The following is a 25023-nucleotide window of genomic DNA, read 5'->3' on the forward strand; positions in this document are numbered from 1 at the left end:
TGGGCTAGTTGTGAGCTTCCAGTATGACGATGTCGTCACGGTGGATCAGTTCACGTTCATATTCCGGACCGAGCGCGCTCGCCAGCTCCCTGGTGGAACGGCCGAGCAGGCCGGGAATCTCGACGGCGTCGAAGTTGACCAGGCCCCGGGCCACCACGAGCCCTTGAGGCCCGCACAGGTCCACCGGGTCGCCCGCCGCGAACTCGCCCTCCACCGACGTCACCCCGGCGGGCAGCAGCGACTTGCGCCGCCCCACGATGGCCTCCACCGCGCCCTGGTCGAGGTGGAGGCGGCCACGCCCGGTGGTGGCGTGCGCGAGCCACAGCAGGCGCGTGCCGGGGTGGCGGCCGCCTGGGTGGAAGTAGGTGCCGACGTCGGCTCCGCTGAGCGCCTGGGCCGCGTGAGCGGCCGCGGTCAGCACCACGGGAACCCCCGCCCCCGTGGCGATCCTGGCGGCCTGCACCTTGGTCACCATGCCGCCGGTGCCGACCGCCGCGCCGTTCTTCCCCAGCTCGACGCCGACCAGGTCTTGGGGCCCGCGGATCTCCGCCAGGCGCTGGGTGCCGCTGCGGCTGGGCGGGCCGTCGTAGAGCGCGTCCACGTCTGACAGCAGCACGAGCGCGTCCGCGTGGATGAGGTGCGACACCAGCGCCGCCAGCCGGTCGTTGTCGCCGAAGCGGATCTCGTCGGTGGCCACGGTGTCGTTCTCGTTGACGATGGGCACGATGCCCAGCTCGAGCAGTCGCGTGAGCGTGCGCTGGGCGTTGGCGTGGTGGGCGCGCCGCATCATGTCGTCGGCGGTCAGCAGCACCTGCCCCACGCGCAGGGAGTAGCGGGCGAAGGAGGAGGTGTAGCGGGCGACGAGCACGCCCTGCCCGACGGACGCGGCCGCCTGCTGGGTGGCCAGGTCACGCGGTCGCGCGGTCAGCCCGAGCGGGCCGAGGCCCGCCGCGATCGCCCCGGAGGAGACCAGGACGATCTGCGTCCCGGTACGGCGCCGCGCCGCCAGCACGTCCACGAGGGCGTCGACACGATCGACGTCGATCATGCCCTGGGGGGTGGTGAGCGAGGAGGAGCCGACCTTGACAACGACCTTCGACGCTGAGCTGATCTGTTCCCGCACGTCTCGCAGCCTATCCGAGGCCCAAGAGCCCCTTGGCCGCCAGGGCCGCGCTCCCGCCTCAGGCGGGCTCTCCAACCCGTGACACGGGAGTCAGAGGCGGCTGTCGGACCCTCTCGGACCCTGCCGTACGGACTCGGCATTGAGCGTGGGCTGCCAGTCGAAGACGTAGCCGCCCTCCATCGGCCCGATGACCACCTCGGCGCCGGCGGTGGCCCCGGCCTTGGCCAGCTCCGCCTCCACACCGAGCCGTTCGAGCCGGTCCGCGAGGTAGCCCACGGCCTCGTCGTTGCTGAAGTCGGTCTGCCTGATCCACCGCTCCGGCTTCTCGCCGGTGATCTGGAACAGGTTCTCGTTGACCCGGCGCACCCGGAACCCGGCGTCGCCGAGCTGCTTGGGCCTGATGACCAGCCTGGTGGGCTCCTCGACCGGCTTGTTGGCCCGGGCCGCCGCGACCCACTCGCCCATGGCGTAGGTGAGGTCCCGCAGCCCCTCGTGCGTGGCGGCCGAGATCGTGAACACCCGCAGCCCCAGTGCCTCGAACTCGGGTGCGACCAGCTCGGCCAGCTCCCGGGCGTCGGGCACGTCCGCCTTGTTCAGCACGACCAGCCGCGGCCGGTCCTCGAGCTTCCCGTACGCCTGCAGCTCGGCCTCGATCACCTCGTAGTCCGTGATCGGATCCCGGCCCGGCTCCATGGTGGCGCAGTCGATGACGTGCACGAGCATGTCGCACCGCTCGACGTGCCGCAGGAACTCGTGCCCGAGACCCTTGCCCTGGGAGGCACCCGGAATCAACCCGGGCACGTCGGCGACGGTGAACACGGTCTCCTCCCCAGCGGTCACCACCCCCAGGTTGGGGATCAGGGTGGTGAACGGGTAGTCCGCGATCTTGGGCTTGGCCGCGCTCAACGCGGCGATCAGCGACGACTTGCCGGCGCTCGGGAACCCGACCAGCGCCACGTCCGCGACGCTCTTGAGCTCCAGCATGACGTCCAGCGAGGACCCGGGCTCCCCGAGCAGCGCGAATCCGGGCGCCTTGCGCTTGGTCGTGGCCAGCGCCGCGTTGCCCAGCCCGCCGTGCCCGCCCTCGGCGATCACGTACCGCGTGCCGGCACCGACGAGATCGACCAGCACCTCACCTGTGGAGGCGTCCTTCACCACGGTCCCGTTGGGCACGGGCAGGATCACATCCGCCCCGTTGGCCCCGTCCCTGTTTGAGCCCTGCCCCTGCTTGCCGTTGTCGGCCTTGCGATGCGGCCGGCGGTGGTATTCGAGCAGCGTCGCCGTATTGGGGTCGACCTCGAGAACCACGTCACCGCCCCGCCCGCCGTTCCCGCCGTCGGGGCCGCCGAGCGGCTTGAACTTCTCCCGGTGGATGGAGGCGCATCCGTTCCCTCCGTCACCGGCACTGATATGAAGGACCACCTGGTCCACAAAGTCCGGCATCCCGCACTCCTCCATCCCCTTCGCAGGGGCCTCTCATCCCAACACATGCGCCGCGTGGCGAGCCGTACACCGCACATCAGCGGCGCCCAGCCAAAAGCAAAGGGGTGGATCGACACCGCGATCCACCCCTAAAGCAACAAACCCAGGGTCAAACGGAGAGGAGAGAACCTACTCCGCGACGGGGACGATGCTCACGGCCCGCCGGCCACGCTTGACACCGAACTGCACGTGCCCGGCCGCCAGCGCGAACAGCGTGTCGTCGCCGCCACGCCCCACGTTGTCGCCGGGGTGGAAGTGGGTGCCGCGCTGCCGGACGATGATCTCGCCCGCGTTGACCAGCTGGCCGCCGAAGCGCTTGACGCCCAGGCGCTGGGCGTTGGAGTCACGGCCGTTCCGGGTGGACGACGCGCCCTTCTTGTGTGCCATCTCTCAAACTCCCGTTCAGGCCTGCTCGATACCGGTGATCTTCACCTGGGTGTACCGCTGGCGGTGACCCTGGCGCTTCTTGTAACCGGTCTTGTTCTTGTACTTGAGAATGCGGATCTTCGGGCCCTTGGTCTCGCCGAGGATCTCGGCGCTGACCGTGAACTTACCCGCCTCGGTGGTCACGTCGCCGTCGTTGACGACGAGCACCGTCGGCAGCGAAACCGAAGAGCCGACCTCGCCGGCGACCTTGTCCACCTCGAGGACGTCACCGACGGAGACCTTCTGCTGCCTGCCGCCGCAACGAACGATCGCGTACACCGCGGAACCCTTCTACTGACTCACTGTTGTCTCGTACATCGGCCACCTCATCGAGAGGTGGCCGCCGAATGCTGCGCCTGTCATTCGGCCTGTCCCAAACCGACGAACCGAGTAAGCGCGCCAACAGGGCACGTCACCTGACGCACCGATTGTCTAGGGTACCGGAACAGTGGTCCCTAGGCGAACCGGACGGAACGTCGGATGCCCGCCGAGAGTTACTCGGTGGACTTGGCTCGGCGTGAGCGTCGCCGCCCTCTGCCGGAAGTCTGGCTGGCCTGGTCGTCCTCGGCCGGGACGTCTTCAAGCGCACCGGTCACCGTATCACGGCCCGCGGTGTCCTTGGCCGCGGAAACCTTGTCGGAGACCGCCTTCTCGATGGCCATCTTCCCCTGCGTGCCGCGCGGCTCCGGCTTGGCCTCGACCGGCTCCGTGGAGAGGAGCAGGCCACGGCCGTTGCAGCACTCGCACGGCGTCGAGAACGCCTCCAGCAGCCCCTGTCCGACCCGCTTACGCGTCATCTGGACCAGGCCCAGCGAGGTCACCTCGGCCACCTGGTGCTTGGTCCTGTCACGGGCCAGGCACTCCAGCAGCCGCCGCAGCACCAGGTCGCGGTTGGACTCAAGCACCATGTCGATGAAGTCGATGACGATGATGCCGCCGATGTCACGCAGCCTGAGCTGGCGCACGATCTCCTCGGCCGCCTCGAGGTTGTTCCTGGTGACGGTCTCCTCGAGGTTGCCGCCCTGGCCGGTGAACTTGCCGGTGTTGACGTCGACGACGGTCATGGCCTCCGTACGGTCGATCACCAGCGAGCCGCCGCTGGGCAGCCACACCTTGCGATCGAGCGCCTTGCCGAGCTGCTCGTCGATCCGGTACGACTCGAACACGTCGCCCTGGTCGCCGTCCCACTTCGACAGGCGCTCGCCCAGGTGCGGCGCGACGTACTTGACGTAATCGTCCACCGTGTCCCAGGCATCGTCGCCCTGCACGACCAGCGAGGTGAAGTCCTCGTTGAAGACGTCGCGCACGACCCTGATCGTCAGGTCGGGCTCGGCGGACAGCAGCTCGGGCGGGCTCGCCGACTTGGCCTTCTTCTGGATGTTCTCCCACTGGGCGGACAGCCGGGCCACGTCACGGGCCAGCTCGTCCTCGGAGGCGCCCTCTGCGGCGGTACGCACGATCACGCCGGCGTTCTCCGGCATGACCTTCTTCAGGATGCTCTTGAGCCGCGTGCGCTCCTTGTCGGGCAGCTTGCGGCTGATGCCGGTCATCGACCCGTCTGGCACGTAGACGAGGTAACGCCCGGGCAGGCTGATCTGCGAGGTGAGCCGGGCGCCCTTGTGGCCGATCGGGTCCTTCGTGACCTGCACGAGCACCGACTGGCCCGACTTCAGCGCCGACTCGATGCGCTTGGGCTGGCCCTCCATCCCGGCGGTGTCGAAGTTCACCTCGCCGGCGTACAGGACGGCGTTCCTGCCCTTGCCGATGTCCACGAACGCCGCCTCCATCGAGGGCAGCACGTTCTGGACCTTGCCGAGGTAGACGTTGCCGACGTAGGACTGGCTGGCCTCGCGGTTGACGTAGTGCTCGACGAGGACACCGTCCTCGAGAACCGCGATCTGCGTGCGGTCGCCATGGCGGCGCACCACCATCATCCGGTCGACGGATTCGCGGCGGGCCAGGAACTCCGACTCCGTGATGATCGGCGGGCGCCGGCGCCCGAGCTCGCGCCCCTCGCGGCGGCGCTGCTTCTTGGCCTCCAGCCGGGTGGACCCACGCACGCTCTGCACGCCGTCCGTCGCGGTGTCGAGCGTGGCGGTACGGCCCGCGCGCGGTGCGCGGATGCGGACCACCGTGTTCGGCGGGTCGTCGCTGGACGGCTCCGCGTCCGCCTCCGAACCCCGGCGGCGACGCCGACGGCGGCGGCGCGAGCCGGAGCCCTCCTCGTCCTGGGCGGCCTCGTCGGCCTGCTCCTCCTCGGCCTCCTCGTCCGGCTCCTCGCCGTCCTCGGCCTCGTCACGCTCACGCGACTTGCCGCGGCCACGGCCACCCCGCCTGCGGCGACGGCGCCGGCCGCCGCCTTCCTCCTCCTCCTGCTCGTCGGAGGTGTCGACGTCGGACTCGTCCTCGGTCACGGACTCGTCGACCGTCTCCTCGATCTCCTCGGGCTCGGGAGCGGGCTGCGGCGGCTCGGCCCGCCGGGAGGCGGCGGGCTTGGCCTTGCTGGGATCGGGCGCCTGGAACAGCGGCGCGAAGATGGCCGCCGGCCGCTGGAACATGGTGCCGGGCTCGTCCTCCCTGCGCACCGTCAACCCGAACGGGTCGGCGAGCAGGCTCGGGCGCACGGACTCCTCGTCGAGGTCCTCGCCCGCGGGCTCGTCGTCGAGCGGCTCGTCCTCGGGCAGGACCTCCAGGATGTCCTCATCCTCGCCACCCGGCTCGGCGGCGGCCTCGCCCCCGGCGCGCGCCGCCTCAGGCGCGGTCACGACCTCACCGGCCGGGGCCTCGGCGCCTTCCTGGACGGCGGCCCTCTTGTCGGCCACCGCTCCAGCGGCATCCTCGCCGACGGCGGGCGCCACGACTTCTTCCGGCTCCACCTTCTTGCGGGTCCTGCGCCGCTTCACGGGCTCGGCGGGCTCAGCGGGCGTCTCGCCTTCCGCGAGCGCTCCCGTGGCCTCCGCCTCCGCCTCGGCCTTCTTCGTCGTACGGCGCCGCGTCGTCGTGGCGGTGGACCGGGTCCGCGTGGCTCTCTTGGGCTTCTCGGCAACGGCGTCGGCAGCCGCCTCGGTCACGGCCGCCTCGACCGGGCTCTCGGGGGCGGCAGGCACACCGGCTTCCGCCGCTCCGGAAACGGCGCCACCATCGGCCTCCGGCGCGGCGGCGGGAGCCGTGCCGGCAGCGGTCACGGCGGCGAAGAGCTCAGGCGCAGGCTCTCCGGCCGCACGCTGCGCGGCCTTGCTCTGCACCGCTTGCACATCCGCCACGGATGGCGCGGCCTGCGCGGCGGTAACGGTGACCGGAACGGAGGCCGGCTCCTCCGGCAGCTCCGGCGGGGGACCCGCGGGGCGGCTGGCGGAGCGGCGACGTGGGGTCACCTCGGGCTGTTCAGTTGTCTCCCCGTCAGGGCCAATGGCCCCGGCGTTGGGCTCGTTCTCGAGCATGCGGGCGCTCTCCCGTCAGCTCCCGGGCGCGTCGCCGCGCCGCGCAGGAGCCCTCGTGTCTCGTTGTCCGCCGATGCCCCCGATGTAGGGGCGCCGGCGCCAAGTCCTGTCAGCGGTCGTGCCCCGCTCGCGCAGGGCGCTTCCTTAACCGGCGACGTGCTCACCCACCGGTCCCGCCTCGCCGCCGCGCGTCGTGTCGCGGTCCAGGCCGAGCGGGTCGGCAAGTACACCGGTGCTGGCGTCGAGCGGCCCCTGCGCCAGCCTGGTCACCTCGGGGGGAACCGGCGGCGCGAAGTCAGCCACAAGGCGCAGCCCTGTGAGCACATCGTCGGGTCGAACGGCGGGCGTCATGTGCCGAACAACCATGCGCAGTATGACACACGGTCCTCCATGCACCTGAGCTGCAGTTCTGTCTGTTCCCTCGGACACCTTGAGCCCCAGGACGGCCTCCCGCGCGTCAAAGCGGCGCAGACCCTTCTTGGTGAGGCGCTCGACCTCCACAGTGCCCTCCGCGAGAAACTTCTCCGCCGCCACCTCGGCGAGCTCGCGATCGGCACCGGGCAACCGCACCTCCCACTCGGAGACCTCCAAGCGGTCGGCCAGCGCCCCAGGACCCGCCTCCACAACGTCGAGCACATCGAGTCCAGGCGGCAGCGACCCATCAAGGCCCTGTTTGACCTGCTCGGGGTCACACAGTGTGGTGACACCGATCTCGAGGTATTCGGCTTCGCTGGCGACGCCGGTCGGCGCCGCGCCCGCGTAGGAGATCTTCGGGTGGGGCGAGAAACCCGCGCTGTAGGCCACCGGAATGCCGGCACGGCGGACCGCTCTCTCAACGGCCCGCGAGATGTCGCGGTGGCTGGTGAAGCGCAGGCGACCGCGCTTGGCGTAGCGCACGCGAAGGCGCTGCACCGTGGGCGCGGGCGGAGGCCCTTCGGGAACAGGTTTCAGAGCTTGTCGTCCTTCCCTTGTAAGAGTTCTTCGTCTCAGGATAAGCCGCCCCGGCCTATGGACGTGTACGCCGAGACACGGGCTGCCCACTGAGCGCGCTAGACCACCGTAAGAGGAAGGAGTTTCCGCCCTGTGGGCCCGATTTGAATTTCCGTGCCCATCGTCGGGCAGACGCCGCAGTCGTAGCAAGGAGTCCAGCGGCAGTCTTCGACCTCACCGCCGGAAACGGCCTCCTGCCAGTCCTGCCAGAGCCATTCGCGGTCGAGCCCGGCGTCGAGGTGGTCCCACGGCAGGACTTCGTTCTCCTCCCGCTCACGCGTGGTGTACCAGTCGACGTCGACGCCGGCCTTCTCGGTCGCCGCCATCCAGCGCTCGTAGGAGAAGTGCTCGCTCCAGCCGTCGAACCTGCCGCCGTCCTCCCAGACGGCGCGGATCACGGCGCCGACCCGGCGGTCGCCGCGCGAGAGCAGGCCCTCCACGATCGAGGGCTTGCCGTCGTGGTAGCGGTAGCCGATGGCCCTGCCGTATTCCTTGTCGCCTCTGAGCGAGTCACGCAGCGCCTTGAGCCGCCGGTCGACGGTCTCGTGGTCGGCCTGACCCGCCCACTGGAACGGGGTGTGCGGCTTGGGCACGAAGCCGCCGATGGAGACCGTGCAGCGGATGTCGCGGCTGCCGGTCGCCTCCCGGCCCGCCTTGATGACCTTCTTGGCCAGGTCGGCGATGCCGAGCACGTCCTCGTCGGTCTCGGTGGGCAGCCCGCACATGAAGTAGAGCTTGACCTGGCGCCACCCCTGCGAATAGGCCGTGGTGACGGTGCGGATCAGGTCTTCCTCGGTGACCATCTTGTTGATCACCTTGCGCATGCGCTCCGAGCCGCCCTCGGGCGCGAACGTCAGGCCCGAACGCCTGCCGTTCCTGGAGAACTCGTTGGCCAGGTCGATGTTGAACGCGTCGACTCTGGTCGAGGGCAGCGACAGCGAGGTGTTGGTGCCCTCGTAGCGGTCGGCCAGGCCCTTGGCGATGTCGCCGATCTCGGAATGGTCGGCCGACGACAACGACAGCAGTCCGACCTCGTTGAAGCCGGACTCCTTGATGCCGTTTTCGACCATGGCCCCGACCGTGGTGATCGAGCGCTCCCGCACCGGACGCGTGATCATGCCGGCCTGGCAGAACCTGCAGCCGCGGGTGCAGCCGCGGAAGATCTCCACGCTGAACCGCTCGTGCACCGTCTCGGCCAGCGGGACCAGCGGCTTCTTCGGGTAGGGCCACTCGTCGAGGTCCATCACGGTGTGCTTGTGCACCCGCCACGGCACGTCGGCCCTGTTGGGTGCGACGCGCTTGATGCGACCGTCCGGGTGATAGTCGACATCATAGAATTTCGGGACATAAACCCCACCGGACTCGGCGAGCCGCATCAGCAGCTCGTCGCGGCCGCCCGGCTCGCCCTCGGCCTTCCACTCGCGGATGACCTCGGTGATCGCGATGGAGATCTGCTCGCCGTCGCCGAGCACGGCAGCGTCGAGGAAGTCGGCGATCGGCTCGGGATTGAAGGCCGCATGGCCGCCGGCGAGCACGATCGGGTCGTCCTCACCCCGCTCCACGGCCAGCAGCGGAATGCCCGCAAGATCGAGCGCCGTCAGCATGTTGGTGTAGCCGAGCTCGGTCGAGAACGACAGCCCGAGCACGTCGAAGGCGCGCACCGGCCGGTGCGCGTCGACGGTGAACTGCGGGACGCCCTCGGCCCGCATGAGCGCCTCGAGATCCGGCCAGACCGCGTAGGTGCGCTCGGCCAGCGTGCCGGGCAGCTCGTTGAGGATCTCGTAGAGGATCGCCACGCCCTGGTTGGGCAGCCCGACCTCGTAGGCGTCCGGGTACATCAGCGCCCACCGCACGTCGGCGGAGTCCCAGTCCTTGACGGTCGAGTTGAGCTCACCTCCGACGTACTGGATGGGCTTCTGCACCTTGGGCAGCAGCGCTTCCAGGCGGTGGAAAATCGACTCGACAGGCATACCGTCCAGGGTAGCGGCGCTCGGACGGTGGCAGGTCCTGATCCTGGGCCGATGAGAAAACTGCCAGGTGGACTGCCGCTACGGCATCCGCCGGTCGCGGCCGTAGGGCGGCAGGCCGACGAGCAGGTTTCTTGTCGGAGTCTCAAGGTCGTTTCCGCTGACCACCAGGATGTGGTGCCCTTCGTAGCAGGTCAGCTCAACGGCGATCACGCCGCTCGCAAGGTTGTGGACGCCGACGACGTGGTTCGCGGGCAGCAGAAAGCGCTCCTCGCACTCATCGCAATAGGCCAAGAACATATCTCTAATTAAACGACTGTCTTCGCACCCTGATGGCTTGAAGAAGCCCAATCGCAATCAGATTCGCGAACGTGGCGGTGCCGCCATACGAGACGAAAGGCAACGGCAGCCCCGTAATGGGCATGATCCCGATCGTCATCCCCACATTGACGAATGTCTGGAACGCGAACCAGCACACGATCGTCCCCGCGACCAGCGTCCCGAACCTGTCATCACAATCCCTGGCGATCTTCAGCCCGCGTAGCAGCACCACCCCGAGCAGCAGCACGACCGTCACCGACCCGAGGAACCCGAACTCCTCCCCCACCACCGTGAAGATGAAGTCGGTGTGCTGCTCGGGCACGAACCTGCCGGTCGTCTGCCCGCCCCCGAGCAGGCCCTTGCCCAGAAGTTGCCCCGAACCGATCGCGATGATCGACTGTGTGCTGTTGTAGCCGACGCCGCGCGGATCGACGCTCGGATCGACGAACGCCGTGAACCGCGCCACCTGGTACGGCTCGAGCAGCTTGAAGTAGAACACCGAGAACACCCCGGCCGCCGCCACCACCATCAGCGCCGCGATCCACCGTTTGCGCACTCCCGCGATGATCAGCCCGGCGGCCGTGATCACCGCCAGCACCAGCGCCGTCCCGAGGTCTGGCTGGAGCATGACCAGCCCCATCGTCACCATCGCGGCGATGAGCGCCAGCCATATGTCGAGCCCTCGCGGCCGATCGCTGCCCTCGGCGGGCTGCGCCAGCAGCATCGCGATGATCAGCAACAGCCCGACCTTGGCGAACTCGGACGGCTGCACCGCGAACCCCCCGCCGAGCAGGATCCACGAGTGCGACCCGTTGATCGTCGCGCCCAACGGCGTGATCACCAGGCCCAGCCCTATCAGCGACACCAGGTACACCAGGGGTGCGTACGCCCGCATCGCGCGATGGTCCACCATCGCCACGACCGCGCACAGCAGAATTCCGATGACCTCGTTGAACACGTGCTTCTTGACCAGGCCCGTGGATCCCGGCGCCCAGGTCCTGGTGGACGACCAGACGAGCAGCGTACCGATCACGCACAGCCCGGCCACCGCGACCAGCATCAGCCCGTCAAGCCTGCGTACCGTCGAGTTCTCGGCGGTCACCCGCCGCAGCAGCGAGGGCCGCCGGATGGCGGCCGAACGATCGATCACCTCCGGCCCCCCGTCTCACCAGCCGGGCTCCCGACCAGCCAGCCGACCGCGCACCCGATCACCCACCCGGCCACACAACCAACCACCCACCGCACAACCCCACGGCCCCCCAGCCGCCGGACAACCCGACGACCTCCCAGCCGCCGGACGATCCCAAGGCCCACTCTCCGCCGATCATCACCACGATCGCCAACCCCCGAGAGCCCTGTACGGCCCACGGCCCCCGAGCGACCCACAGTCGCGGCAACCCCCCGACCGCCGCCACCGGCAATCATCGGCGGGACGCTACCCTCAGCCATCCCAAGCTCCGCGGCAACCACCACCGGATCCCCGTCACACGGGCCCGCACCACCGACGATCGCCGCACCACCCTCGGCCCCGGCGACCTCCAGACCCCCGACACCGGCGTTCACAGCCGAGCCGCCCTCATCCGCGGCCATTCCGCGGCCGCCCGTCTCCGGGGTAGGGGCGCTCATTGTCCGGCCACCATTCCATCGGGCGAGAACCGGGGCAGTCTCGTCGTGAGCTTCCCGCCGGGCACAGCCGCGGACCGTTTGATCCCGTAGATCCCCTCGTAGATCTCCCGCGCGGCAGGCGCCGCCGTCTCCGCGCCCATCCCGCCCTGCGAGACCATGACCACGACCACGTACTGCGGGTTGTTCGTCGGCGCGAACGAGGCGAACCACGAAGTGTCCTTCTTTCCCCACACCTCCGCGGTACCGGTCTTGCCGCCGATGCGCACCTTGTTCATCGGGAACCCGGCAAAGGCCCCCGCGGCGGTGCCGTCGGAGGGGACGTCGCTCAGCGCGTCCTTGATGTAGTGGCGCTCCTTCTCGGAGATCGGCAACTTGCCCACCACCGGCACGGGGATGGTCTTGACCACCGTGCCGTCGGGCCGCACCTGCGCCCACCCGATGCGCGGGCTGCGCAGCTTCCCGTCGCTCACCAGCGCCATGTACGCCCGGGCGAGCTGCATCGGCGTCACGAGCACGTCGCCCTGGCCGATGGCGAAGTTGGCCGAGTCACCCGGCCGGAGCAGGAACCCCTCGGTGCAGTTCTCCAGCGCCAGCCGCTTGAGGAAATCGGCCCGCGCCCGGTCCTTGACCTCCGGATACCCCTTGCGCGACCGCTCGCAGGTCACGGCGTTGGTCCGGTTCCACAGGTCCTTCTTCCACGCACGGTCGGGGATGCGCCCCGAGGACTCACCGGGCAGGTCCACCCCTGTCGGGGCGCCGAATCCGAACGCCCTGGCTGTGTTGGCGAACACCTCCTTCGTCGCCTTCTTCGGGTTGCGCCCGCCGTCCTTGAGGTACTGCTCGTACGCGGCCCGGTAGAAGATCGTGTCGCACGACTTGACCAGCGCCGTGTGCAGATTCATCGTGCCCAGCCCGATGCCGTGGAAATTGTTGAAGGCCCGGTCGCCCACCATGTAGGAGCCGGGGCAGTCATAGGTGCCGTTTAGCGGATATCCGGACCGCAGCATCGCCGACACCGACGAGATCTTGAACGTCGAACCGGGCGCGAACTGGCCGTTGATCGCCCGCGACACGAGCGGAAAGCCGGACTTGGTCGACAACAGCCACTGGTATCCGCGCATCGAGATCCCGCCCGCCCAGATCGCCGGGTCGTATCCTGGCGCGCTGGCCAGCGCGATCACCCGTCCCGTACGCGCGTCGAGCACCACCGCCGCGCCGCCGTCGGCCGCCGGCGCGGACTTCATCGCCTTGCCCAGCGCCTTCTCCACCACGTCCTGCACCCGCGAGTCGATGCTGGTCACCAGATGATCGCCAGGAACCGGGGTGATCTGCTCCTCGACCCCGAGCGCCTTACCCATCCTGTCGACCTGGACCCTGCGCAGCCCCGACTTGCCACGCAGCGCGTCGTCGTAGATGTACTCGAGCCCGTCTCGCCCGGCCAGGTCCACCCCGGAGAAGCTGGCCTTGAGCCCTTCCCGCTTCTCCAGCTCGGCCTCGGTGACCGGCTGCAGGTAGCCGAGCATCTGCGCCCCGGCCCTTCCGCCGGGGTACTGCCTGACGGAGTGGATCTCCGCCGTCACGCCGGGGAACTCCTCCTGCCGCTCAAGGATCTGCAGTGCCTCCCGGGTGTCCACCTTCTCGTCCAGCGGGACAGGCTGGTACGGCGACCCCGTCCAGCACGGCTTGGACACCCCCGGCCCGCACGGCGTGATGCGCTGCTGCAGGTCCGAGACCGGCTTGCCGAGCACGGCCGACAGCTTGCGCAGCACCGTAAGACCGCCGTCGGGCATCCTGGTCAGCCTGGTCCTGTCCACGGACACGACCAGCGCGGTCTTGTTGCGCACCAGAGGCCGCCCGTGCGAGTCGAGGATCTGCCCACGCACCGCCGGCACGATCACGGCCCGCGTCCTGGTCTCCGTCGCCCGGGTCACGAACTCGCGCCCGCGTACCACCTGCACCTGCCACAGCCGCACGGCCAGCACGACGAGCATCATCACCACGAGCACGTGCAACGCCAAAAGCCTCGCTCGCATCCTGATCATGTCGAGAACCTCGCCTCCCTGCCGCGCGTGGTCAGCCAGATCACGATGGGGGAAAAGAGCAGCGTGTAGACGACGGTGATGGGCACCCGGTCGGTCAACGTCGACATCGTCACCCGGGGATCGGAGAGGAGCCCGACCACGAACGCCGCCAGCAGCGGCGCCAGCAGCACGCACAACACCACGGTCGTCACCGGCCCGCCCGCGCCGCGCCCGGCGACGTAGCCGACGACCGCCAGCACGAACGCGTACTGTCCCACGAGGTGAGCGGTCGGAGGCATGATGTCGACGAGCAGCCCGGTGCAGAATCCGAGCACCGCTCCATATTGCGCTCCCCGCCCCAACGCCGCGCCGATCACCGCCAGCAGCACCAGATCAGGAGCGCCCCCGCCTGGCAACGGCACCCGGTTGACCAGCATGACCTGCGCCAGCAATGCCAGCAACACGGACAGCCCGCCGATCATCGCGCCCCCTCCAGGGAACTCCTCACAATCCGACGCCCCGAGACACACCTCGAGCCCGGCGGCCTCATGTGCACCCGCACCAACGCCGGTCCGCCCCCACCCGCGGGCACCGAGGACCGCTCATCACCGCGCCAGGCCACCCGCACCGACGCCCGCTCATCCCCGAACTCGGCCGCCGTCACCCGCGACCGACCCCCATGACCAAGCAGCAGAGCCCGGGCCGACGACCGGCCACCACCGAACCGGACCACCTGGACCGGCGAGAGTCCATCGTGGAGCACAGCCGCCCAGCCACCGCCAGACGCCGCCACAGCCGCTCTCACGCACGTGACATATCCCGACCCAATGGAACGCTCCACCCGTCCCCTATGCGGGCTCATACGGCCGCCACAGCCCCAGCAGGCGTCACCGCGGCCCTCCTGAAGCGGGCGCCGCGAGCCAGGCAACCCCTCGATCATCGTGACCTCTCCTTGGTCGGCAGCACCGCGTCACGGGGGTCCCGCTTGGGCGCCTCCACCACCACACCGACCACGTCGAGCGAGGTCAGATCCGCGTACGGCCGGGCGTACGCGATGCGCGTCAGCTCCCCCGGCGTCGACTCCACCCGCTCGATCACCCCGATCGGCACTCCGGGCACGTACGGGCTGCCGTTCTGTGAGCCGAAGCTGACGATCCGCGCGCCCCTGGTCAACGGTGCCGTGGAGTCGAGGAGCCGGAACTGGACGAGCCGCCCGTTCTCCCCCACCCCATGCACCACACCGATCTCCTTGGCGCCCTCCAGCCGTGCCCCGGCGGCCGAGGCGGGGTCGCTGAGCAGCACCACCGTCGAGGTGTGCGGGGAAGCGCGGATGACGCGCCCGATCAGCCCGTCGCCGTTGAGCACGGTCATCTCAGACCGGATCCCGTCACTCGTGCCCGCGTCGATCTGAACGGTGTCCTCGAAGCCCGGCAGCCCACGTCTGGCGATCACGTTGGCCGGGACCACCTTGAATCCACCTGTGCCCGCCAGGCCCAGCAGTTGCTTGAGCTCTTTGGATCGGGTCGCGTCGAGCCTGCTGGCCACCAGTTCGGAGCGCAGCCGGGCGTTCTCCGCCTTGAGCGCGTTGACCCGCTCCTGGGCACTCGGCGCGCTCACGACAGCGCTCACGAACCCTCCGACGGGACGCACCAGCCCTCCACCGAACTGCTCCGCCGTGCCGAACACAGAGGCCGCGGCGGCCCGCAGCGGCGTCAGCGGCGAGCTGTCGCCGGCGCGGTGGTCGACGGTCAGGATGACCAGGGCCGCCATCAGCAGCCCTCCGAGGATCAGCCGGGCACGGCGCGAGTCCTTCATCAGTGCCGCGACTCCGGCACCAAGACCTGCTGGAGCGCCTCGAACTCCTCAGCGCACTTGCCGGAACCGATGGCGACCGAGTCGAGGGCGTTCTCGACGAGGTGCACGGGCATGCCCGTCTCGACCTTGACCCGCTCGTCCAGCCCCTTGAGCAGGGCGCCCCCGCCGGTGAGCGCGATGCCGCGGTCCATGATGTCGCCGGACAGCTCGGGCGGGCACTTGTCGAGCGTGGTCTTGACCGCGTCGACGATCGCGTTGACCGGCTCCTCGATGGCCTTCCTGATCTCCTCGCTCGACACGACGATGGTCTTGGGCAGCCCGCTGACCAGGTCACGCCCGCGGATCTCCGCGTGGGACTCCTCGCCGCCGGGGCAGGCCGAGCCGATGGCGATCTTGATCTCCTCGGCGGTGCGCTCGCCGAGCATCAGGGAGAACTCCTTCTTGGCGAACGAGATCACCGCCTGGTCGAGCTCGTCGCCGCCGATCCTGATCGACTGGCTGGTGACCACGCCGCCCATCGAGATGATCGCCACCTCGGTGGTGCCCCCGCCGACGTCGACCACCATGTTTCCGGTCGGCTCGTGCACCGGCAGACCGGCCCCGATGGCGGCCGCCATGGGCTCCTCGACGATGTAGACCTTCCTGGCGCCCGCCTGGTATCCGGCCTCCTTCACCGCGCGCTGCTCGACGCTGGTGATGCCGCTGGGCACGGCGATGATGATGCGCGGCTTGGCGAGGTGCCGGCGTCGGTGCACCCTCTGAATGAAATATCGCAGCATCCGCTCGGTGACGTCGAAATCGGCGATCACGCCGTCCTTGAGCGGCCGTACGGCGACGATATTGCCAGGCGTACGACCGATCATCCGCTTGGCCTCGATGCCAACGGCCACGATCTTGCCGGTGGCGGTGTTGATCGCTACGACTGACGGCTCGTTGAGGACGATGCCCCGGCCGCGCACGTAGACGAGCGTGTTGGCGGTGCCCAGGTCGACCGCCATGTCACGGCCGAGAAACGCGAGCTTGCTGCCCATGGGGAACGGAGCCCTCCGTAACGTCGTTCGCGAATGACTACGGATCGAATTCGAATCGTAACGTGACGTACCCACCGAGGGGCGCAATGAGCCTTCGCGCCCCACAAAAATCTCCAGCCGCTACCTCAACCGCAATTTTGCCCGGATTGCACCACAACATCCGATCGGCTGCTGGAACGATCCAAAACGCCCATGCCTACGACCATCTCTTCCCACTTCACGCGGCGGCTCCGCCAACCATAGGGAGAACGGCTGACAAAACCGTGTCCCCATCTCCCTCACGAACCGGCGTCGAGCGACAAGACCCCGCCAACATACGGCAGGCGGCCGACAAAAACCCGCGCCCGCGCAGAGCGAAGCTGCGCGGGCGCGAAAGCGTGAACCGGGATCGCCTAGAACCGGTCGGGGAAGAAGATCTTGATCTCCCTGGCGGCCGACTCGGGCGAGTCGGAGCCGTGGACGACGTTTTCGCCGATCTCGAGTGCGTGGTCGCCGCGGATCGTGCCGGGCGCCGACTTGACCGGGTCGGTGGCGCCGGCCAGCGCGCGGAACGCCTCGACGGCGCGCGGGCCCTCGAGCACCAGAGCGACGAGCGGCCCCGAGGTGATGAACTCGACGAGCTCGCCGAAGAACGGCCGCTCGGAGTGCTCGGCGTAGTGCGCCTTGGCGGTGTCGGCGTCGAGGGTGCGCAGGTCCATCGCCACGACCTTGAGGCCCTTGCGCTCCACGCGCGAGATCACGTCACCGATGAGGCCGCGCTTAACCCCGTCGGGCTTGATCAGGACAAGAGTGCGCTCGGACACTTGGAGTTCTCCTTCGAACAGAGTGAGGGTCGCGGTCACGGGCACCCCGGCCCGGCCGCGCGGATGCTTCGCGGGGGACGGGCCCACGCGTCGCCGTGGCTTGGGCCTCAGCTTACCGTCCCGCGCAGCCACCCTCGTTTCGCTCAGTCACGAGGGAGCGCGCGGTCACAAAGGGGCGCTCAATTACGAGGAGGCGGCGTCCTCGGGCGAACGGCCCTGCGGTGGCACGCCGGGCAGCGGATCGGCCTCGCCGTCCTCCTGCGCGTCCTCCTCGTCGAAGGCCCCTGCGGGTGGGACGGACGCCGGCCCACGCGGGCTCGTCCCAGCAGGCGGATCGTCATCGGTCTCGCCAACGGCCGCCACACCAGGACCCGCGCAAGGGACGTGGGGCGCGTTCTTCGCGCTCCGCCGAGCCGTCACTGCGGCCAGCACGATGACCACGACCACGAAGAACCCACCGACCAGGGCCCACGCATGCAGGGCGCCGACGAAGCTGTCAACCAGTTCCTGAGCCGAAGAGACCCCGGCCAGCATCGCCATCTGCACCCCCGTACCGAGCAGGAAACCCGCCAGCACGCCCGCGAGGCCCAGCGACAGCCCGAACACGGCCACCCCGACACCCACCTCCTGCAACGCCGACGTCAGCGCCACAGCCGCCCCCACGACGAGCAGCGAGAACGGCACGACGAGCACCAGCCCGACAGCGGACGGCACCATGAGCCGCACTGAGCACAGCCCCACGACCATGGCCAGCAGCCCCAAAGGCGCCAGCCACCGCACGGAAGCCGGTGCGAGCCGCCGCACCGCCACGGAGGCGCCCACGGCGAGCACTCCTGCCACGCCGTAGGGAATCCAGAGACCCTTCAGCCCGGGCCCGCCGAGCCCGCCCATCTCCACCAGCGTCACCTGGGCCGCGCTGGGCAGCAGCACGACGCCGACCGCCACCATGGAGTACGCCAGCGTGCGGCTCTCGCCCGTCCCGATGGAGGCCAGCGCCAGCAGCCCCGCGACCGCCAGCACCGCCAGCAGGATCACCGGCATGGCCCGCCACCCCGCGGTCGCGGTGCTGATCCCCACGACCGCGATGCCCGCCGCGGGCACGGCGGCCAGCAGCAGCCGGCGCCGCTCCCCGTCGTCGGGCCCTGGCGCGTCGGGCCGCCCGAGCAGAATCCAGACGATCACGTACGCGCCCGCGAGCGCCAGCGCGATCCCCGTCAGCATCGGATACGGCTGCAGCGTGACCTTCCAGCTGCTCGCCTTGTCGAGCGGCCAGAGCGCCAGCGCCTGGGCCGCGAGCAGGCTCAGGCTGAACACGCCTGCCCACAGCGCCCGCAGCATCGGACCGCGGCCCCAGACCGCGGCCAGCGTGGCGGGAACGACCAGTCCCGCACCGACGCCGCGCAGCACCCGCACCACCCCGACGATGAGCTCCGAGCCCGCGAAGCCACCTGCGACTTCGGACAGTGCCACCAGCACCAGCCCGCCGAGCAGCACATGAGCCACCTTTGCCCGTCGCAGCGCCACGGCTGCGAGCGGCACGGTCAGCATCAGGGCGGGCAGGGCGAGCCCGTGCGTGCGCATCAGGCCGACCTGGTCGATGTCGCCCGGCAGCAGCTTGGCGACGACGGAGAGCGTGTTGGGAATGGTGACGATGGCCAGCGGCAGCGCGGCCACGACGAGCAGCCCGAGTGTCACGTCGAGCAGCCATGGCGACCTGAGGCCGGCCGACCGCTGGATCGGGGGGACGGTCATGCGCCGACTTTAGCGAAAAGTAGCGCCCTCGACACGGCGAGCGACGATAATCGCCGTAATCCACAGCGCCGTGAAGATCGCGCCGAGGAAGAACATGGTCGGCACGAGGAAGCCCGTGCAGATCGCCAGCACCTGTACGACGCTGCCGAGAACGTAGCCGAAAGGCCTCTTGAGCAGGCCCGCCGCGACCACGCACAGCACGGCGAGACCGATGCCGGCGGTCACGGCCAGCCCCGGCGCGACCCCGCCCACGGTGATCGCCACCGGCGTGATCAACCCCGCCACGATGGCCTCCATGCCGAGCACGCTGGCACCCAATCTGCGCATGCCCGGAGTGACCTGGAAATTCATCGCGAACCATCCGCCTTGAGCATCTGCCGCGCATCGCCTGCCGTGACGACGGACCCGGTGATGAGCACGCCCGTGCCACTGAACTCGCCCTCGGCGTCGGCGATGCCGATGCCCCGGTCGATGGCGTCGTCGAGCCGGTCCACGACGTGTACGCGCTCCTCGCCGAACAGCGGCTCCGCCAGGGACGCCAGCTCCTCCGGCGACATCGACCTGGGCGAGGAGTTACGGGTGACGACGATCTCGTCCAGAATGGGCTCGAGCAGCTCGAGCAGTCCGTCGACGTCCTTGTCACGCATGACCGCGACAACCCCGATGACCTTGGCGAAATCGAATGCCTCGTGCAGCCCTTCCAGGGTCGCCTGCATGCCGCCCGGGTTGTGCGCCGCGTCGATCACGACCGTCGGCGTGCGCCGCACGACCTCCATACGCCCGGGCGAGGAAGCCTGGGCGAACGCCTGACGTACGAGATCGACGTCGAGCGGGTCGTCGCCGCCGGTCAGCGCCTCGACGGCGGCCAGCGCGCAGGCGGCGTTGCTCGCCTGATGCGCGCCGTAGAGCGGCAGGTAGACCTCGTCGTAGACGCCCTTGAGCCCGCGCAGCGTGAGCAGCTGCCCGCCGATCGCCACCTCACGGCCGAGCACGCCGAACTCGAGCCCCTCGCGGGCCACGACGGCCCCGACGTCCGCGGCCCGCCGCATCAGCACCTCTGCCGCGGCCAGCTCCTGCTGAGCGAGTATGGCGGTCGCGCCGGGCTTGATGATGCCCGCCTTCTCGGAGGCGATGCTGGGGATGTCTGGTCCGAGCCGGTCCATGTGGTCCAGCGAGATGGGCGTGATCACGGACACGGTGCCGTCGGCCACGTTCGTCGCGTCCCAGGACCCGCCCATGCCGGCCTCGATCACTCCGACGTCGACCGGCGTGTCGGCGAACGCGGCGAACGCCATGGCGGTCAGCAACTCGAAGAACTGGATGCGCCGTCCCTGGCTGTCGGTCAGGTCGACGTAGGGGATGATCTCTTCGTAGACCTCGGCGAACCGCTCCTCGCTCAGCGGCTCCCCGTCCACGGTGATCCGCTCGCGCATCGACACGAGATGAGGGCTGGTGAACCGCCCCACTCTCAGATTGCGCTCCTTGAGCAGCGCCTCGGTGAGCCGCGCCGTGCTCGTCTTACCGTTGGTGCCGGCGATGTGTATGACCGGGTACGCCTGCTGCGGCGACCCGAGCAGGTCAAGGAGAGCCGCGATCCTGTCGAGCGTCGGCTCGAAATCCCACTCGACGCCGCGCTCCATGATTGCGCGTTCGACCGCACGATAATCCACCCCTCAACCCTACTGACTGCCCGAAGCGCTTCTGCCCCGGGCATCCTCGAACATCGGCAGCCTCTATCTCATCCAACCTTGTGGGGAGGATGACATGGAGAAATCGATTGCGATCGTGGCGGCGGGGGTCCTCGCGATCCTGCTGAACGCTCTGATTCCACGACAGCCGGCCAGAACAGCACAGCTCGCCCACCACGATCCGCCCTCTCAAGGGCCGGCCGCGTACGCGTACCTATGCGAGAGCGCGGCCATCGAAGGCCCGGAGGAGGAGTGCGCCAACTGGCGGGTCGTGACCCGCGAGCGAAAGACCTGGGAGCTCACGGACGCCGATGGCGGCAACCCCGTCGACGTGAGCGCCGACGGCCGCCTCATCGCGTACGAGCGGGCGACCGACCACCGCATCGTCGTCCGCGACCTCGTCAACGGCACCGTGCGCCCCGTCCTAGAGAGCTTGCCCGCGCAGGCCATGGCGGATTTCACCGTTTCGCCGACGCTGCTGGACAACGGGCGGTGGCTGTACGTCGAGTTCGAGGCCGACGATGGAGACGACGACGAGGGCTCCATTCCGGCGCCCTTCGTCGCGGAAGTGGCCGACGGGCGGACGATCTGGCGGTTGCCGCGAGATGCGACCCTGCTCGGCCTCGACATGGCGGGTAAGCGGTTGATGGCCAAGGACGAGAATTCGTTTTCCGTGACGGACGCGTCAGGCACCACCAATATCCCCTTGCCCGGCCGGCTCCGCGTCACCCAGGCCACGGGTGTCCTGACCCCCGATGGAAAGCGGCAAGCCGCGGAGGTCGTGCCCAGGAACTTCCCCGCGGGCGGCGCCGACATCCGCCCGGCCCGGCTGGTCACCATCGACACCGCGGACGGGAGGGTCCTCCACGACGTACGCCTCTCCCTGCCACTGCAGGACAGAGCCAGCATCTGCCGCACGAGTCGATGGCTGAGTGCCTCGGATGTGCTCTTGAGATGCGGTACGGGCGATCTGCATCGTGAGCTCACATTCCGGGTGAACACGCGGACCGGCGATCACACGAAGCTTCGGGAGATAAGGCCGCCGAGGCCAGGGCTCTTCGAACTCGTATGGGCGGAAGACTGACCGCAAAACACAAAAAGGGCCCGACGCGCCTGGCGTCGAGCCCTCTTGCACATATTTGTGCGGCGGTGACCTACTCTCCCACACCCTCCCGAGTGCAGTACCATCGGCGCTGGGAAGCTTAACTTCCGGGTTCGGAATGTAACCGGGTGTTTCCTTCCCGCCATAACCGCCGCAACCCTGCGAAACAGCTGTTTGCTGTCTCAGAATTGCCTAGTGGACGCGAGCAAGAATGCTTTGTGGTCAAGTCCTCGGCCTATTAGTACCGGTCAGCTCCACACGTTACCGCGCTTCCACTTCCGGCCTATCAACCCGGTCGTCTACCGGGAGCCTTACCCCTCACAGGTGGGAGACCTCATCTCAAGGCAAGCTTCCCGCTTAGATGCTTTCAGCGGTTATCCCTCCCGAACGTAGCCAACCAGCCGTGCACCTGGCGGTACAACTGGCACACCAGAGGTTCGTCCGTCCCGGTCCTCTCGTACTAGGGACAGCCCCTTTCAAGTCTCCTGCGCGCGCAGCGGATAGGGACCGAACTGTCTCGCGACGTTCTAAACCCAGCTCGCGTACCGCTTTAATGGGCGAACAGCCCAACCCTTGGGACCTACTCCAGCCCCAGGATGCGACGAGCCGACATCGAGGTGCCAAACCATCCCGTCGATATGGACTCTTGGGGAAGATCAGCCTGTTATCCCCGGGGTACCTTTTAGCCGTTGAGCGACACCGCTTCCACACGCCGATGCCGGATCACTAGTCCCAGCTTTCGCTCCTGCTCGACCCGTCAGTCTCACAGTCAAGCTCCCTTGTGCACTTACACTCAACACCTGATTGCCAACCAGGCTGAGGGAACCTTTGGGCGCCTCCGTTACCCTTTAGGAGGCAACCGCCCCAGTTAAACTACCCACCAGACACTGTCCCCGATCCGGATCACGGACCAGAGTTAGACATCCAAAACGACCAGAGTGGTATTTCACCAATGACTCCACCCGAACTAGCGTCCGAGCTTCCCAGTCTCCCACCTATCCTACACAAGCCGTTCCAAACACCAATGTCAAGCTGTAGTGAAGGTCCCGGGGTCTTTCCGTCCTGCTGCGCGAAACGAGCATCTTTACTCGTACTGCAATTTCACCGGGTCTGCGGTTGAGACAGCGGGGAAGTCGTTACGCCATTCGTGCAGGTCGGAACTTACCCGACAAGGAATTTCGCTACCTTAGGATGGTTATAGTTACCACCGCCGTTTACCGGCGCTTAAGTTCTCACCTTCGCATGATTACTCACACTAAGCGGTCCCCTTAACGTTCCGGCACCGGGCAGGCGTCAGTCCGTATACATCGTCTTACGACTTCGCACGGACCTGTGTTTTTAGTAAACAGTCGCTTCCCCCTGGCCACTGCGACCCCCACCAGCTCCGAGTGCAAAACTCATCACCAGCAGAGGTCCCCCTTCTCCCGAAGTTACGGGGGCAATTTGCCGAGTTCCTTAACCACAGTTCACCCGATCGCCTCGGTATTCTCTACCTGACCACCTGAGTCGGTTTAGGGTACGGGCCGCCACAACACTCACTAGAGGCTTTTCTCGGCAGCATAGGATCATCCACTTCACCACAATCGGCTCGGCATCACATCTCAGGCACAAGGAACGCGGATTTACCTACGTCCCGCCCTACATGCTTACCCCAGGACAACCATCGCCTGGGCTGGACTACCTTCCTGCGTCACCCCATCGCTTACCTACTACCCGATCGGTCCGAGCGTTCACCCTGACGGCCGTCCCGAAGGACAACCCGAGCTAAGGACTCTTAGCATCACGAGGTTCGATATGGGCGCATTGAAGCGGGTACGGGAATATCAACCCGTTGTCCATCGACTACGCCTGTCGGCCTCGCCTTAGGTCCCGACTTACCCTGGGCGGATTAACCTGCCCCAGGAACCCTTGGTCATCCGGCGCGAGGGTTTCTCACCCTCGATTCGCTACTCATGCCTGCATTCTCACTCGCACAGCCTCCACAACTAGATCACTCTGCTGCTTCACCGGCTGCACGACGCTCCCCTACCCATCAACTCCACATAGAAGTCAATGCCACGACTTCGGCGGTGTACTTGAGCCCCGCTACATTGTCGGCGCAGAATCACTTGACCAGTGAGCTATTACGCACTCTTTCAAGGGTGGCTGCTTCTAAGCCAACCTCCTGGTTGTCTCTGCGACTCCACATCCTTTCCCACTTAGCACACGCTTAGGGGCCTTAGTCGGTGATCTGGGCTGTTTCCCTCTCGACTACGAACCTTATCGCCCGCAGTCTCACTGCCACGCTCTCACTTACCGGCATTCGGAGTTTGGCTGACGTCAGTAACCTTGTCGGGCCCATTAGCCATCCAGTGCTCTACCTCCGGCAAGAAACACGCAACGCTGCACCTAAATGCATTTCGGGGAGAACCAGCTATCACGGAGTTTGATTGGCCTTTCACCCCTACACACAGATCATCCCCCAGGTTTTCAACCCTGGTGGGTTCGGTCCTCCACCCAGTCTTACCTGAGCTTCAACCTGCCCATGCGTAGATCACTCCGCTTCGGGTCTACAGCATGCGACTCAAACGCCCTATTCAGACTCGCTTTCGCTACGGCTCCCCCACACAGGTTAACCTCGCCACACACCATAACTCGCAGGCTCATTCTTCAAAAGGCACGCAGTCACATCACAGCCGCTCCGAAGAACGACTAAGCTCCTACGGCTTGTAGGCACACGGTTTCAGGTACTATTTCACGACCCCTCACCGGGGCACTTTTCACCTTTCCCTCACGGTACTCGTGCACTATCGGTCACCAGGGAGTATTTAGGCTTACCAGGTGGTCCTGGCAGATTCACACAGGATTTCTCGAGCCCCGTGCTACTTGGGATCCCCTCCGGGAGTCCATCCGATTTCGCCTACCCGGCTCTCACGGTCTACGGCGCCCCTTCCCAGAGGCTTCAACTATCAGATGGATTTATCACTCCCCGAGACAGCGGCAGCTACCTCAAGAAGGTCCCACGACCCCGGACATGCAACGCCTGCCGGCTATCACACACGCCCGGTTTAGCCTCATCCGCTTTCGCTCACCACTACTCACGGAATCACATATTGTTTTCTCTTCCTACGGGTACTGAGATGTTTCACTTCCCCGCGTTACCACCAACCGCCCTATACATTCAGGCGGAGGCAACACCACATGACTGGTGCTAGGTTTCCCCATTCGGACATCCCCGGATCAACGTCTGGTTGGCGACTCCCCGAGGCTTAACGCAGCCTCCCACGTCCTTCATCGGCTCCTGATGCCAAGGCATCCACCGTGTGCCCTAAAAAACTTGGCCACAAAGATGCTCGCGTCCACTATGCAAATCTCAAACAACAAACAGCAAACCAGCTCGCGCCCCACCAAAGCGAAGCGTCCGCTGGCCCTGTCTCCGAAGAACCAGACACGCATG

The 25023-nt window shown here is 67.6% G+C and carries 18 protein-coding genes and 2 rRNA genes; 1 reads left to right on the forward strand and 19 read right to left on the reverse strand.

What is annotated here, in order from left to right; genetic code table 11:
- Nucleotides 1-4: 4 nt before the first annotated feature.
- The 17 genes from proB to ACQPWU_RS44080 all read right to left on the reverse strand — a co-directional run bounded on the left by proB (nt 5) and on the right by ACQPWU_RS44080 (nt 20437).
- Nucleotides 5-1123 (reverse strand): glutamate 5-kinase, encoded by a 1119-nt coding sequence (gene proB / locus ACQPWU_RS44000; protein WP_433431589.1) that lies wholly within the window; start codon nt 1121-1123, stop codon nt 5-7.
- A gap of 90 nt (nt 1124-1213) precedes the next feature.
- Nucleotides 1214-2566 carry a GTPase ObgE gene (gene obgE, locus ACQPWU_RS44005; protein WP_433431590.1) on the reverse strand — a complete coding sequence of 451 codons (1353 nt, stop codon included), beginning with the start codon at nt 2564-2566 and terminating at the stop codon, nt 1214-1216.
- A 168-nt stretch (nt 2567-2734) separates the two neighbouring features.
- Entirely contained in the window at nt 2735-2992 is a 258-nt protein-coding gene (rpmA, locus tag ACQPWU_RS44010) for a 50S ribosomal protein L27 (RefSeq protein ID WP_012893687.1), read from the reverse strand.
- A gap of 15 nt (nt 2993-3007) precedes the next feature.
- Entirely contained in the window at nt 3008-3310 is a 303-nt protein-coding gene (gene rplU, locus ACQPWU_RS44015; protein WP_043634375.1) for a 50S ribosomal protein L21, read from the reverse strand.
- Between the two features lie 215 nt (nt 3311-3525).
- Nucleotides 3526-6471 carry an Rne/Rng family ribonuclease gene (locus tag ACQPWU_RS44020; protein ID WP_433431591.1) on the reverse strand — a complete coding sequence of 982 codons (2946 nt, stop codon included), beginning with the start codon at nt 6469-6471 and terminating at the stop codon, nt 3526-3528.
- A gap of 144 nt (nt 6472-6615) precedes the next feature.
- Nucleotides 6616-7368 (reverse strand): TIGR03936 family radical SAM-associated protein, encoded by a 753-nt coding sequence (locus ACQPWU_RS44025; protein WP_433431592.1) that lies wholly within the window; start codon nt 7366-7368, stop codon nt 6616-6618.
- A 152-nt stretch (nt 7369-7520) separates the two neighbouring features.
- Nucleotides 7521-9431 carry a TIGR03960 family B12-binding radical SAM protein gene (locus ACQPWU_RS44030; RefSeq protein WP_360702889.1) on the reverse strand — a complete coding sequence of 637 codons (1911 nt, stop codon included), beginning with the start codon at nt 9429-9431 and terminating at the stop codon, nt 7521-7523.
- 78 nt (nt 9432-9509) lie between these two features.
- Nucleotides 9510-9728 (reverse strand): hypothetical protein, encoded by a 219-nt coding sequence (locus tag ACQPWU_RS44035; RefSeq protein WP_360702886.1) that lies wholly within the window; start codon nt 9726-9728, stop codon nt 9510-9512.
- A gap of 4 nt (nt 9729-9732) precedes the next feature.
- Complete coding sequence (gene rodA, locus ACQPWU_RS44040) at nt 9733-10899, reverse strand: rod shape-determining protein RodA (RefSeq protein WP_433431593.1); 1167 nt, start codon at nt 10897-10899, stop codon at nt 9733-9735.
- Nucleotides 10900-11371: 472 nt separating this feature from the next.
- Nucleotides 11372-13417: a penicillin-binding protein 2 gene (mrdA, locus tag ACQPWU_RS44045; protein WP_433431594.1), complete on the reverse strand. Its 2046-nt coding sequence runs from the start codon at nt 13415-13417 to the stop codon at nt 11372-11374.
- Nucleotides 13414-13878 carry a rod shape-determining protein MreD gene (gene mreD / locus ACQPWU_RS44050; protein WP_433431595.1) on the reverse strand — a complete coding sequence of 155 codons (465 nt, stop codon included), beginning with the start codon at nt 13876-13878 and terminating at the stop codon, nt 13414-13416. Before mreD ends, mrdA begins: the two co-directional genes overlap by 4 nt.
- 454 nt (nt 13879-14332) lie before the next feature.
- The gene (gene mreC, locus ACQPWU_RS44055) at nt 14333-15211 is read right to left on the reverse strand and encodes a rod shape-determining protein MreC (RefSeq protein ID WP_433431596.1); all 879 of its coding nucleotides are present in this window, start codon (nt 15209-15211) and stop codon (nt 14333-14335) included.
- Nucleotides 15211-16242, reverse strand: a complete 1032-nt coding sequence (locus tag ACQPWU_RS44060) for a rod shape-determining protein (protein ID WP_433431597.1) — start codon at nt 16240-16242, stop codon at nt 15211-15213. Before ACQPWU_RS44060 ends, mreC begins: the two co-directional genes overlap by 1 nt.
- A gap of 392 nt (nt 16243-16634) precedes the next feature.
- Entirely contained in the window at nt 16635-17045 is a 411-nt protein-coding gene (ndk, locus tag ACQPWU_RS44065) for a nucleoside-diphosphate kinase (RefSeq protein ID WP_357620243.1), read from the reverse strand.
- 183 nt (nt 17046-17228) lie between these two features.
- Nucleotides 17229-18797, reverse strand: a complete 1569-nt coding sequence (locus tag ACQPWU_RS44070; RefSeq protein WP_433431598.1) for a hypothetical protein — start codon at nt 18795-18797, stop codon at nt 17229-17231.
- A gap of 9 nt (nt 18798-18806) precedes the next feature.
- Nucleotides 18807-19148 carry a DUF4233 domain-containing protein gene (locus ACQPWU_RS44075; RefSeq protein WP_433431599.1) on the reverse strand — a complete coding sequence of 114 codons (342 nt, stop codon included), beginning with the start codon at nt 19146-19148 and terminating at the stop codon, nt 18807-18809.
- Nucleotides 19145-20437 (reverse strand): bifunctional folylpolyglutamate synthase/dihydrofolate synthase, encoded by a 1293-nt coding sequence (locus tag ACQPWU_RS44080; RefSeq protein ID WP_433445435.1) that lies wholly within the window; start codon nt 20435-20437, stop codon nt 19145-19147. The genes ACQPWU_RS44075 and ACQPWU_RS44080 overlap by 4 nt, the downstream gene beginning before the upstream one ends.
- A 124-nt stretch (nt 20438-20561) precedes the next feature.
- On the opposite strand from ACQPWU_RS44080, the gene ACQPWU_RS44085 reads away from it, so the two are divergent.
- Nucleotides 20562-21569 (forward strand): hypothetical protein, encoded by a 1008-nt coding sequence (locus ACQPWU_RS44085; protein WP_433431600.1) that lies wholly within the window; start codon nt 20562-20564, stop codon nt 21567-21569.
- Nucleotides 21570-21626: 57 nt separating this feature from the next.
- Here the strand turns inward: ACQPWU_RS44085 and rrf are convergent.
- Together rrf and ACQPWU_RS44095 are read right to left on the reverse strand one after the other, a co-directional pair.
- Nucleotides 21627-21743: ribosomal RNA gene (gene rrf, locus ACQPWU_RS44090) — 5S ribosomal RNA — on the reverse strand.
- Nucleotides 21744-21805: 62 nt separating this feature from the next.
- A 23S ribosomal RNA gene (locus ACQPWU_RS44095) occupies nt 21806-24909 on the reverse strand.
- Nucleotides 24910-25023: the final 114 nt, after the last annotated feature.

Source organism: Nonomuraea sp. CA-141351 (genome assembly GCF_050944675.1).
Taxonomy (GTDB): Bacteria; Actinomycetota; Actinomycetes; order Streptosporangiales; family Streptosporangiaceae; genus Nonomuraea.